Source organism: Umezawaea sp., assembly GCF_036375055.1.
Classification (GTDB): domain Bacteria; phylum Actinomycetota; class Actinomycetes; order Mycobacteriales; family Pseudonocardiaceae; genus Umezawaea.
This window is the reverse complement of the sequence record NZ_DASUSQ010000010.1, coordinates 25,624-37,651: the sequence shown is the minus strand read 5'-3', so window position 1 is coordinate 37,651 and position 12,028 is coordinate 25,624. Positions and strand designations below refer to the sequence as shown.

General features: G+C 68.4%; 9 protein-coding genes. 1 reads left to right on the top strand and 8 read right to left on the bottom strand.

Features of this window, described 5'->3' with window-relative positions; translation table 11 throughout:
• Window positions 1-16: 16 nt before the first annotated feature.
• The 5 genes from VFZ92_RS03095 to VFZ92_RS03075 all read right to left on the bottom strand — a co-directional run bounded on the left by VFZ92_RS03095 (window position 17) and on the right by VFZ92_RS03075 (window position 6,693).
• Window positions 17-1,177, bottom strand: coding sequence for an alkaline phosphatase PhoX (locus tag VFZ92_RS03095; RefSeq protein ID WP_330874128.1), 1,161 nt, complete (start codon window positions 1,175-1,177; stop codon window positions 17-19).
• A 97-nt stretch (window positions 1,178-1,274) separates the two neighbouring features.
• The gene (locus VFZ92_RS03090) at window positions 1,275-1,865 is read right to left on the bottom strand and encodes an ATP/GTP-binding protein (protein ID WP_330874127.1); all 591 of its coding nucleotides are present in this window, start codon (window positions 1,863-1,865) and stop codon (window positions 1,275-1,277) included.
• Between the two features lie 29 nt (window positions 1,866-1,894).
• Window positions 1,895-2,317 carry a roadblock/LC7 domain-containing protein gene (locus VFZ92_RS03085; RefSeq protein ID WP_330874126.1) on the bottom strand — a complete coding sequence of 141 codons (423 nt, stop codon included), beginning with the start codon at window positions 2,315-2,317 and terminating at the stop codon, window positions 1,895-1,897.
• On the bottom strand, window positions 2,314-5,241 hold the full coding sequence (locus VFZ92_RS03080) for a nitrate- and nitrite sensing domain-containing protein (RefSeq protein WP_330874125.1): 2,928 nt from the start codon (window positions 5,239-5,241) through the stop codon (window positions 2,314-2,316). The genes VFZ92_RS03085 and VFZ92_RS03080 overlap by 4 nt, the downstream gene beginning before the upstream one ends.
• Before the next feature lie 429 nt (window positions 5,242-5,670).
• Window positions 5,671-6,693: an ABC transporter substrate-binding protein gene (locus VFZ92_RS03075; RefSeq protein ID WP_330874124.1), complete on the bottom strand. Its 1,023-nt coding sequence runs from the start codon at window positions 6,691-6,693 to the stop codon at window positions 5,671-5,673.
• 145 nt (window positions 6,694-6,838) lie between these two features.
• On the opposite strand from VFZ92_RS03075, the gene VFZ92_RS03070 reads away from it, so the two are divergent.
• On the top strand, window positions 6,839-8,086 hold the full coding sequence (locus VFZ92_RS03070) for a 4-hydroxybenzoate 3-monooxygenase (RefSeq protein ID WP_330874123.1): 1,248 nt from the start codon (window positions 6,839-6,841) through the stop codon (window positions 8,084-8,086).
• Between the two features lie 1,085 nt (window positions 8,087-9,171).
• Here VFZ92_RS03070 and VFZ92_RS03065 read toward each other — a convergent pair.
• Genes VFZ92_RS03065 through VFZ92_RS03055 form a run of 3 tightly spaced genes read right to left on the bottom strand, consistent with a single transcriptional unit; the run spans window position 9,172 to window position 11,622 of the window.
• Complete coding sequence (locus tag VFZ92_RS03065) at window positions 9,172-10,047, bottom strand: ABC transporter ATP-binding protein (RefSeq protein WP_330874122.1); 876 nt, start codon at window positions 10,045-10,047, stop codon at window positions 9,172-9,174.
• A 1-nt stretch (window position 10,048) separates the two neighbouring features.
• Window positions 10,049-10,858: an ABC transporter permease gene (locus tag VFZ92_RS03060; RefSeq protein ID WP_330874121.1), complete on the bottom strand. Its 810-nt coding sequence runs from the start codon at window positions 10,856-10,858 to the stop codon at window positions 10,049-10,051.
• The gene (locus VFZ92_RS03055; protein ID WP_330874120.1) at window positions 10,855-11,622 is read right to left on the bottom strand and encodes an ABC transporter permease; all 768 of its coding nucleotides are present in this window, start codon (window positions 11,620-11,622) and stop codon (window positions 10,855-10,857) included. Before VFZ92_RS03055 ends, VFZ92_RS03060 begins: the two co-directional genes overlap by 4 nt.
• Window positions 11,623-12,028 lie beyond the last annotated feature (406 nt).

Below are 12,028 nucleotides of genomic sequence, written 5' to 3'. Positions count from 1 at the left end.
GAACGGTTAATGTGATTCAGCGGCGGAACGGACCGCTGACCTCGTAGGTGATCCCACCGCCGCTGCTGCCGCTCGTGCCGCGCTGCGAGGAGAAGTAGAGCCGGTCGCCCGCGGGGGTGAAGGCGGGTCCGGTGATCTCCGAGGAGGACTGGTTCGGCACCCGCAGGAACGGTGCCACGACACCGTCCGGCGTGATGAGGCAGATCTCCAGGTCGCCGCCGTCCTCGGCGACGAAGAGGTCGCCGGAGGTCGAGCGGGTGACGTTGTCGACGCCCGTCAGCGGCGCGGTGCCGGAGGCGACCAGGGAGTCGTCGTAGGTGAGGCCGATCGTGCTCGCGTCCGCGTCGTAGGCCCAGACGCGGTTGTCGCCCTTGGTGGTGAACCAGCACGTGCCACCGGCGTAGTAGCACCCCTCGCCGCCGTTGAACCGCTTCGCGCCGGACACCTGCGAGCGGGTCGCGGTGGGGCTGCCGTCGGGGTCGGGGACGGCCTTCCACGTCACCGGCCCCGAGGTCTGCGAGGTGGGCCCCACCATGACCTCCAGCGTCCCGGCGGACAGGTCACCCCAGGCCGTGGGCTTGAACCGGTAGAAGCACCCGTCGCTCACGTCCTCCGTCAGGTAGACGTAGCCGTGGTCGGCGTCGGCCGCGCAGGCCTCGTGCTTGAACCGCCCCATCGCGGGCCGGGCGACCGCGGCGGTCACGCCCCGCGGGTCGGTCTCGAAGACGCGCCCCCGGTCCACCTCCTCGCAGGAGAGCCAGGTCCCCCACGGGGTGGCGCCGCCCGCGCAGTTCACGTTCGTGCCGGAGAGGGTGCGGTAGGCGTCGGTGATGGCGCCCGTGGAGGAGAAGCGGATCGCCCCGACACCACCGGTCGTGGGCACCTCGCTGTTGGAGACGTAGATCCACCCGCTGCCGTCGGGGAAGCACGCGCCGCCGTCCGGGGCGGGGTGCCAGGTGTAGGACGTGCCCGCGACCCGCTGGCCGCTGCGGGCCACGACCCGGCTGGTGAACCCCGCGGGGAGCATCAACCCGCCGGCGTTCACGGCCTGCGGGAGGCCGTAGGGGCTCGGCCCCGGCTGGGCGCCCGCGGCGAAGGCTTCCGCCCACGAGGCGCCGCCGAAGGCCGCGGCCGCCGTTCCGACGACCGCGACCCTCAGGAAGTTCCGACGTTCCACCGTTGTTCTCCGTTCACCCGAGAAGGCCGACCTCATCGGCCAGCCTTCTCGGAACAGCGGACAACGGTGGTTCACACCACCTGAACAAGTAGCGAATTCACGCGTAGGTGGGTTGGCGCAACGCGTGCTCCACCAAGGTGATGAGCGTCTGCTTGGTCGATTGGCGGTTGCGCGCGTCGCAGGGGACGATGGGCACGGACGGCTCGATGGTGAGCGCCTCGCGGATGTCCTCCACCCGGTGGTGCATGAGGCCGTCGAAGCAGTTCACCCCCACCACGTACGGCAGCTCGCGGTCCTCGAAGAAGTCGATCGAGGCGAACGCGTCGTCGAGCCTGCGGGTGTCGACCAGCACGACGGCGCCGATCGCGCCGCGCACCAGGTCGTCCCACATGAACCAGAACCGGTGCTGACCCGGCGTGCCGAACAGGTACAGGATCAGGTCGCTGTCCAGGGACACGCGGCCGAAGTCCATCGCCACGGTGGTGGTGACCTTGTTCGGCGTCGCCGACAGGTCGTCGATGCCGACGCTGGCCTCGGTCATCACCGCCTCCGTCGTCAGCGGCACGATCTCGGACACCGACCCGACGAAGGTCGTCTTGCCCACGCCGAATCCACCAGCCACGACGATCTTCGTCGACATGGTGGGCTTGGCGGGCGACCCCGGTCGTCCGAGAGCACCAGAGCTCATCGCTGGTCTGCTTTCCCTTGAGTAGTTGGTCAGCCGCGCATCGACACGTGCAGTTGCGAGCGGATCTCCGGCGTGAGCTGGATGCCGACCCGCTCCACGAGCCGGGTCATGGCGTAGCCGATGAGCCCGATGTCGCAGTTGGGGGCGGCCAGCACCGCGAGGCAGGACCCGTCGCTGATCGACATCAGGAACAGGTAGCCCCGTTCCATCTCGACCACGGTCTGCTTCACCTCACCCGCCTCGAAGCAGCGCGCCGCTCCGAGGTTGAGGCTCACGAGGCCCGACGCCACGGCGGCGAGCTGTTCGGCGCGGTCGATCGGGAGACGCTCGGAGCCCGCCAGGAGGAGTCCGTCCGCGGACACCACGATGGCGTGCGCGACCCCGGCTACCCTGCTGACGAAGTCCTCGACCAGCCAGCTGAAGTTGTCCAGTTCTTCGGACGTGGTGGTCACCGCTGCTCCTTCTGTGCGCTCGTGTCCCCTGAGGTGCTACCGAACAAGGGACTGTCCCACGACTCGATGTCGTCGAGGGATTCGCGTCCCAACTGCACGCCCCGCTGGTAGGTCGCGAACTGCTGGCGCAGCCGCTCGGCGGACCGCCGCCGCGTCGGGGCGACCGCGGTCGCGACCGAGGCGGTCTGCCCGCCACCCTGGCCGCTCTGGGCCTGCTTGGCGGGCGCGGAGGCCTGCTTCGCGGGCGAGCCGGGGATGAGACGGGCGTTGGGGACCCGCTTGGGCAGCCCAGCGGTCGTCTTGTCGTCCACCGCGGTCTTCAGGACCTTGTTGGCCGTCTGCCAGCCCTCGTCCGCCACGCCCCAGTCCGCCTTCGGCGACTTCTTGCGCGCCGGGACGGGCGGGGTGGTGTCGGAGAGCTCGCGCTTGGGCAGCTGCGGCGAGGACGTCCGCTGGGCGGGCGGCTCGGCCGCCGCGGCGGGCGCGAGCATCTCGGTGGCCTCGGCGCCCTTGGTGTGGCCGTTGCCGTTGCCGTTGGTGTGCCCGTTGCCGCTGCCGGGCGCCTCGGAGGTCTCGCCGCCCTGGAACCAGCGCGACAGCACGTCCTCGTAGATCGGCAGCCGCTCGGTGACCGGCTCGACCTTCGGCTTCGGCGCGGGCTTGCGCGGCAGCACGGTCCGCTCGGCCGCGGGCGGGTAGGAGTAGTCGATCGGGTCGACACCGTCCGGCTGCACGGGTTTCATGCCCTGGACGGTGGCGGTGAACAGATCCTCGGTGGACGTGCGCTCGACCAGGTGCTCCGCGTGCGGGTCCTCGTCGGGCGCCGACATCACCTGCGGGAACTGGCCCGAGTCGACCTGACCGGGAGTCCACTTGGGAACACCGGCGATGACGCCGACACCGGTCTGCTCGACCTGGCCGGACAGGTGGTCCTCGAAGCTCGACGCGGTCGACCGCGCGGGCGGCGCGGGCGGGAGCTGCGAGACACCCTTGTGCAGCAACGAGGCAGGCAGGACGACCTGCGCGGTGACGCCACCCTCTATGTCGTCGTTGTTGCTCAGCGTCACGCGGATCTCGTGGCGCTTGGCGAGCTGGCCGACCACGTACAGGCCCATCTCGCGGGCGACGGAGACGTCGACCTCCGGGGGCTCGTTGAGCTTGTGGTTGGCCTCCACGATGTCGTCCTCCTGCATACCGACACCGCGGTCGTGGATGCGGATCGCGATCTCGCCGCGCCGGGTCTCCGTCGCCCGCACCGTGACCTTGGTGGTGGGCTTGGAGAACGCGGTCGCGTTGTCCAGCAGCTCGGCGATGAGGTGCGCGAGGTCGTTGACGACCCGGCCCTGCACCTTGATCTCCGGGCCCGGCGCGATCTGGATCCGGGCGTACTTCTCCACCTCGGACACCGCGGCGCCGAGGACCTCGGACACCGGGACGGGCCGGGTGACGCGGCGGTTGACCGTCGTGCCGGAGAGCACCAGGAGGTTCTCGCTGTTGCGGCGCATCTGCGTCGCGAGGTGGTCCAGCTCGAAGAGGCTCGCGAGCTGGTCCGGGTCCTGCTCGTCCTGCTCCAACCGGTCGATCACGCCGATCTGGCGCTCGACGAGCGCCTGGCTGCGCCGCGACAGGTTGATGAACATGTCGTTGACGTTCGCGCGGAGGGCCACCTGCTCGACGGCGAGGCGGACCGCTTCGCGCTGCACCGCGTCGAACGCGCGGGCCACCTGGCCGACCTCCTCCGTCGTGTTGATCGGCACGCGGAACAGGGCTTCCTCGGCGGCCAGCTCCGGGTCGCGGTGCTGGCGGATCCGCTGGATGGCCTCCGGCAGGCGGTTGCGCGCCACGTCGAGGGCCGTGCGGCGCAGGACCCTCAGCGGGATGACCATGGAGCGGGCGACGATCGCCATGAGGCCGAAGGCGACGAGCAGGGCGACGAGCACGAGGGCGGCGTCGCGCCAGGCGCCCGCACGACCCTCGGCGATCAGCTCGTCGGAGGTGACGCGGATCTGGCTCTCGATGTCGCGCGACACCGTGGTGATCAGGCCCGCGGTGTCCTCGCCGAGCCGGAGGACCTCCGCGTCGGAGATGGTGACCCGCTGGTCGTCGTCCTCCTCCTGGCTGATCTCCTGCTGCACGAGGGCCAGTTGGACGAGCCGGTTGCGGCCGTCGACGGCGCCGCCGGACACGACGTCCTGGAAGCGCTGCCGGTTCTCCTGCGAGGCGGAACCGGTGAAGTCGACGAGCGCGGCGTCCAACCTGGACTGCGCGGCGCGCAGGGCGTTGACCTGTCCGGGCGCGAACTCGCCGCGCTTGGCCGTGGCCACCAGGATCGCGTTCTGCTGCGACATCTGTTCCCGCGCGCCGTAGAGCGCGAGGTTCGCCGACGACAGCGGGGTCAGCCGCGAGTTGCTCACGCCGCCCGCCGCGATCCGGTGGACCTGGTTCACGGCGGTGAGGATCTGGCTGTACGCGCTGAGGACGGAGGCGTCCGGGTAGCGCGTGCTCAGCATCGTGTTGCGCAGGGAGCTCAGGTTGTCCAGCGACTGCAAGGACTTCTGGAACGCGTCGGCCACCGCGGGGTCGACGCCCTCGGTGGAGACGGCCACGTCGCGGTACTTGCCGACCTCGACGTCGACCTTGGCCGCGCGGGTCACCTGCTCCGCGCTGTTCTCCTGCCGGTTGCCCGCCACGTAGTGGACGGCGGCGTCTCGTTCGAGCTGGAGCGCGTCGGACACCGACGCCGCCTGGGCGCTGAGCGCGAGTTCGCGCTGCACCTTGCCGAACTGCGCCACGTCGTCGAGCTGGCTGTTCAGCCGCAGTCCGGCGAGCGCGAGCGTGCTCAGCGCGGGGACCAGCAGAACCACGGCCAGCTTGCTGCGCAGGCGCCAGTTGGTGAGGCGCCAGCGTCGGATGCCCCCTGGCACGACCAGGGCCTCCGTGTCTGCGCGAGCATCCCGGCCGCCGGCAGCGGGACGGGATGACGCGGAATTCGCGGTCGGAACCGAGTTGGCGGGTCTACCGCTCTCGGCATCCGACTCTTGTCGGGCTCGCTCCGGATCGGATCCGGACGCGGGGTCACCGTGACCGCGCACCGTCAGCACACTCCCCAGCTTCCAAGCCGATGAAAGGAAACTTATCTACAAACCTGGTGGATCTTCGAGTAAAAGCGGCCGAAGTGATACCGCCATTTGGCGGACTTCGCAGGTAGTTCACAAATCAACCAGTATGACTGATCGCTGTGAGAAGGCCACTAAACAGACACTAACAGCGGCGGTTCACGACATTTTCACCGATGAGACGGGTGTGAAACAACTGCGGGGAGCCGAAGAGGCTCCCCGCAATCGCCTGATTCGTCAGCTACTGGGGGCGATGAGCATCGGCTTGACGTCCATCTCCTTCTCCAGCAGACCGTAGGTCTTCATCAGCGTCGCGACCCTTTGCAGGCGCGTGGCGTCCAAAGTGGTGGGGAACTCACCGAAGTGGACGAGGCTCGCGGTTTCCTTGTCCACCTTCGCGTACTCCTGGAGCAGCGGCTCGACCGTGGGGCGGTCGGCGGCGTCCTTCTGCCCCTTGGCCATGGCGCGCTGGAACGCCGCGACGGTGTTGGGGTTCTCCTTGGCGAACTTCCCGCTGGTCGCGTAGCCGGCGATCGGGATGTTGTCCGTCGGGCCGCTCGCGGCGTCCAGGGCGGTCACGGAGCCGATGGAGCGCTGGGCGCGCGTGATGAAGGGCTCGACCATGAACGCCGCGTCAACGGTCTTGTTCTCGATCGCGGCCTGCATGTCCGGGAACGCGAACTCCTTGAACGTGACGCTCGCGGGGTCGACGTCGTTGGCCTCCAGGGTGGCCTTCGCGGTCAGCTCGGCGATGTTCTTGAACGTGTTGATCGCGATGGTCTTGCCCGCCAGGTCCTTGGGGGACTTGATGGGCGAGTCGGCGGTCGTCACGATCAGGAACATGTCGGGCTTGGCCTGGTAGCCGTCCGACACCAGCTTGATGCCCTCGACGGCCTTGGCGGCCTCCTTGGACTCGGCGGCGAAGAACGAGACCCAGTTGCCGAAGGTCAGGTCGAGGTCGCCGCTGATCAGGCCGGGGATGGCCGCGGCGCCGCCCTGGATGACCTTCAGGTCGACCTCCAAGCCCTCTTCCTTGAAGTAGTCCTTCTTGATCGCCACGTGGACCGAGGCCACGTCGAGGATCGGAAGCACGCCGAGCGTGATCTTGCTCTTCTCGACCTTGCCGTTCGCGGGCTTCTCGGCGGCGGGGGTTTCCGACGAGCCTCCCAGAGCGCCGCAACCTGCGACGGAGGCGAGCAGCGCGAGGACGGACAAACCGCCGACGATCATGCGTGCGTGGCGGCCGACTCTTCGAGTCATCTGAAGCACTCTCCTGGTTGGAGCGGGGCGTTCGTTGCGGGGGATTCTCGATCGACCAGACGCGGCGAAAACCACTCAAAGTGACACTCGCGGTTCACTAGGACCCCGGTCGACCGACACTCGAAGGCTGTATCCACTACCTTCGGTGAGCATCTTTGCACAGGCCGTCCAGAGGCAGGGGTACACGGTGAGAGAAGCTCATCTCGAATGGACCATTCAGAGCACAGCCCGTCCCGTGGTCGTCATCGGCGCCGGACCTGCGGGTTTGATGACGGCGAACCTGCTCCAGCGGGCGGACGTGCCCTGCGTCGTCCTGGAGCGGGGCACACGCGAGTACATCGAAACGAGACCTCGCGCGGGAATGCTCGAAGACCGCTCGGCGCGGATGCTCGAACGGCACGGTCTGGCCGACCGATTGCTCACGGAAAGTGACACTCACACAGCGTGCGAATTCCGCATCGACGGGAAAGCGCACGAGCTGAACTACTCCGAGCTGTCCGACGGCAGGACCCACTTCGTCTACCCGCAGCAGGAGGTCGTGACCGACCTGCTGGGGCAGTACCTGGCAGGCGGCGGCGACATCCGCTTCGAGGTCTCCGACGTCGAACTCCACGACCACCTGGACGAGATCCCGTCGGTGTCCTGGACATCGTCGGGCGGAACGCGGGAACAGCTCGACTGCTCCTTCATCGCCGGGTGCGACGGCTTCCACGGCGTGAGCCGGAAGAGCATTCCGGCGGGTGCGGTCAAGGAATTCACCCACCAGCACGGCATCGGGTGGCTCAGCATTCTCGCCGAGGCGCCGCCGTCGACCGAGAAGGTCATCTACGCGCTGCACGCGGACGGATTCGCGGGTCACATGCTCCGCAGTTCTACGGTCAGCCGCTTCTACCTCCAGGTACCGGTCGGGGAGAACGTCGACAACTGGCCGGACGAGAAGGTCTGGACCGAATTGCACAAGCGCCTGGCGCTGCGCGACAGCGACTGGACGCTCACCGAAGGAAAGATCATCGAGAAGCGGGTGCTCGACATGCGCTCGCACGTGGTCGAGCCAATGCGCTACGGGCGGCTCTACCTGTTGGGCGACGCCGCCCACATCATCACGCCGATGGGCGGGAAGGGAATGAACCTCGCGCTGAACGACGCCGAGGTCTTCGCCGACGCCATCGCCTCCTACTACAACCACAAGTCCACCGCGGGCCTGGACGACTACTCGGCCGTCTGCCTGCGGCGCGTGTGGCGTGCGCAGGAGTTCTCGCAGTGGATGGTGGACCTGGTCCACCGCAACGAGCAACCGTTCCTGAGCCGATTGGGCCACGCCCGGTTGCAGCACTTGATCCAGTCGCGCGAGGCGGCTGCCTCCTTCGCCCAGATGTACGTCGGGGCGAACTGACCGTTCCAGCCCACGAGGAGGATTGTCCATCTCGCGAATAACACGGAGTCGCCGTGCGCGGTGAACCGATATTTGCCGATTTAACGAGCCCCTGATCCCCGCGGTGCCACAAGGGGATCAGGGGCTCGTCCGCTCTCCGCGCGAGGGTCGTCCGCGCATTGTCCCGACGAGAGTTCCACGGTGGCGGACGCCCGTGGCGCGGGCGTGAATTCGGACCGCCGCCGCCCCCTGTTCCACACCGGTGGATCGATACCGATTCCCGAAGCGCGAACCGCTCCCGCTTTGCCCGGCTCCCGCGCGTTCCCGTCCCACCCGCCTGTTGAGACCGGGTGCATTGACGAGCGATCCACCCTCACCGCGCGGTAGAGGTCCCCGACGAGGTCGGGACCACTCGCGCGAACGCCGCCCGACCGCGACGGGGAGCCCTCTCGGGGGACCGGATCGGGGAAATCCGCGACAAGGCGACAGGAAGCGTTTTCCGGTCAGGTCGGCGCCCTTCGGGGACGTTCCCACCACAAGCCCCGGAACGGGCCGCGCACACGCGATCAGAGGGGCGTTCGGACCACTCGCGCAACCGTCCCGGCAGGGCCGCCCGGCAGACGCCCAGCACCCGGTTCACGACCTTTGTGGACATCCGGCACGAGATCGCCCGGACCGCCGGAACGCGTTCAGCGACACCGGGAAGGACCGATCGCAGTGTCCACATCGACCTGGAATTCCGGAGGACCGGACGGTCTTCGGCAACGTTCGGTAACCGGCGCACGGGCCGAGGCCTGCGAGCACGCGTCCGAACGGGGGACGCGCGCGAAGTCCACCCGACGGGGCCCAAGTGGACAAGGGCACGATCCGGTCACGCTTCGAGAGTGGCCGGAGCCCTCTCCGCGAAGTGAGCACGCTGACATTCCACGTGACGACTATTTCGGGGAAAAATCCGAAAGTCACCAATTGAGACACGGCTGGATCTATCCAGAGCCCTCGGGAAACCCGGCAGCAGAAGGAAAACGGCCTGAAACGCCGCAGGCGCCCCTGGACCCCCGAAGCGGGAGTTACCAGGGGCGCCCGTTTTTCGGCGCTACCGGGGGAACTCAGTTGGTCGCGCGGTCCTCCGCGTGGGCCTCGCGCAGCGCGGCGCGCTCCGCCTCGGCCCACTTCGCCGCCACGGCGGCCTCCGCGGCGACCTTGCGCCGCGCGGTGGGCCTGCCGACGTTGAGCAGCCGGGCCACCTCCCCGCGCAGCGTCACGAACGCGTCCGACTCGCGCGTGGTGATCTGGTCCCGCACACCGGGGAGGTCGACCCTGAGGTCGGCCACGACCGCCGCGGGCGACCCGGACAGCACCAGCACGCGGTCACCGAGGTAGACGCTCTCGTCGATGTCGTGCGTGACCACCAGGACCGTGGTGTTCTGCTCCCGCTTCACCTTCAGCAGCAGGTCTTCCAGCTCGAACCGGGTCTGCGCGTCCACCGACGCGAACGGCTCGTCCATCAGCAGCAGCGCGGGCCGGTACGCGAGCGCCCGTGCGATGGAGACGCGCTGCTGCATGCCGCCGGAGAGCTGCCACGGGTACTTGCCACCCGCCCCGCCCAGCCCGACCAGTTCCAGCGCCTCGGCGGCGCGCGTGCGGCGCTCCTTGCGACCGAGGCTGCGGCGCAGCGGGAACTCCACGTTGCGCTGCACCGAAAGCCACGGGAACAGCGATCGGCTGTAGTCCTGGAACACCACGGCCAGGTCGTCGGGCACACCGTCGATCTTGTTGCCGTGCAGGCTGATCCCGCCGTCGGTCGGCTTCACCAGACCGCAGATGGTCCTCAGCAGCGTCGACTTGCCGCAGCCGGACGGACCGACCACGCACACCAGCTCACCCGCGCCGACGGTGAACGTCAGCCCGTCGATGGCGCGGTGCGCCCCGTCCTTCGCCTGGTAGGTGTGGCCGAGTCCGGCCACCTCGAGCATGGCGGTCATGTCAGTCCCCTGCCGTCGCGAGTTGTGCGGGTTTGGTGTGCTCCTGCTTGGGCTGCCACCCGAGCACCCGGCGTTCCACGGCCAGCAGCACGGTGTTCAGCACGTAGCCGATCACGCCGAGCAGGACGATGCCCGCCCACATGTTCGGGAAGTCGAACTCCCGTTGTGCCACCAGGAGTTGCGACCCGATGCCGTTGTCGGTGCCGACGAGTTCGGACACCACCATGAGCACCAGGGACAGCGACAGCGACACCCGCAGGCCCGCGAAGATCTTCGGTGCCGCCGAGGGCAGCACGACACCGAGCACCCACTGCCACTTGGGCACGCGGAACACCGCGGACGTCTCCTGCTTCAGGGTGTCGACCGAGCGGGCGCCGTCGATCGTGTTGAGCAGGATCGGCCACAGGACGCCGAAGACGATGGTGGCCAGCTGCATCGAGGTGCCGACGTTGAACAGCAGCAGGAACACCGGGACCAGCGCGGGCGGCGGGATGGACCGCATGAAGGTCAGCAGTGGACCGGCGAACTCCAGTGCCGTCCGCGACCGTCCCAGCGCCACGCCGAGCGAGATGCCGATGACCGCGGCGATGGCCCAGCCGCCGATGAGCCTGGCAACACTGGGGATCAGGTGTTCGAACACGATGTCCGTGAGGAACAGCTGCTCCAGCGGACCGGAGAGCCAGAGCGTCCACGCCGCTCCCGCGATCTCCGTCGGCGGTGGGAAGAACGTGTCGTCGGCCAGCACGGTGGCGATCTGCCACACCGCCACGAGCCCGACGAAGACGATCCACCGCTTGAAGAAGTTGGTCATGAGCGACCTCCGGTGGCCGCGCTCCAGCCGACCCAGCGGCGCTGGGCGCGTTCGAGACCCTCGTTGAGGAGGTAGCCGAGCACACCGGCGACCACGGTGCCCGCGAGCACCATGTCCATCCGCCCGGCGCCGCTGCGGGCCAGCATGATGAACTGCCCGAGCCCACCGCTGCCCCCCGCGAGCAGTTCCACGCTCACCAGGACCACGAGGCTCGTGGTGGCAGCGAGGCGGATGCCGGTGAGGACGAACGGCAGCGCGTTGGGCAGCGCCACCGAGAACAGCACCCGGACCCGTCCGGTGCCGAAGACCTTGGCGGTCTCGACCAGCAGCGGGTCCAGTTCGTCGAGCGCGTAGATCGTGTTGAACAGGATCGGCCAGATCGCCGCGTACACCGCGAGCACGATCTTCGTTTCGGGACCGATCCCGAGGAACACGATGGCCAGCGGAATCAAGGCCACGGAAGGAATGGGACGCAGGAACTCGACCACGGCCCTGGTCGCGTACCGCACCGCGGGCACGCTTCCCAGGACCAGGCCGAGCGGGACCGCGATCCCAACGGACACACCGACTGTGATCAGCAGAGCCAGAACCGTCGCGAGCACGTCGCGGAGGAACAGCTGATCACCCAACAACTTGCCGAGCTCGCCGAAAACCACACTGGGTGGCGGCAGGTATTCCGCGGAGACGAGCCCGGACCGGCCGAACAGCTCCCAGACAAGCAGGAACCCGACCACGCCGAGCACACCTCGGGTGAGGGCACGCACGCCGAACGCCTCTCCGATTGATCATCATCAGGACGACCCGGACCAATCTAGAGACAGGTGACCCCGCGCCACAATGAGTGGCGAGGAAACTTCGCAAAGTCACACGCCCGTACTGGATGCGGCGCGGTTCACGCGGAAGGCCGCGGAGAGGCGGGAATTCCGGCCACGGACGGTGTCGAGCCGCCCACGCTGAGCCGATTGCCGCAACGCCCTGCTGCGGCGGGCCCAACCGCGGGTCGCCGGAAGGGTGCGGCCGAGGGCACGCCCTTCCACGTCAAGAAGAATTCCGTTGATCGGAAGATCTTCCCCGGTGATCACTCCCACTCGCGGAATTGACGGCCGTGAAAAAACCGATCGTCGAGAACCGGAGTTCTCGACGATCGGTCAATTGAGGGGGTGGGAACTC

What these genes read in the sequence shown, in the direction of transcription:
- VFZ92_RS03090 (WP_330874127.1), bottom strand. Translation starts at nt 1,865, where the DNA reads ATGAGCTCTGGTGCTCTCGGACGACCGGGGTCGCCCGCCAAGCCCACC.
- VFZ92_RS03075 (WP_330874124.1), bottom strand. Translation starts at nt 6,693, where the DNA reads ATGACTCGAAGAGTCGGCCGCCACGCACGCATGATCGTCGGCGGTTTG.
- VFZ92_RS03065 (WP_330874122.1), bottom strand. Translation starts at nt 10,047, where the DNA reads ATGACCGCCATGCTCGAGGTGGCCGGACTCGGCCACACCTACCAGGCG.
- VFZ92_RS03060 (WP_330874121.1), bottom strand. Translation starts at nt 10,858, where the DNA reads ATGACCAACTTCTTCAAGCGGTGGATCGTCTTCGTCGGGCTCGTGGCG.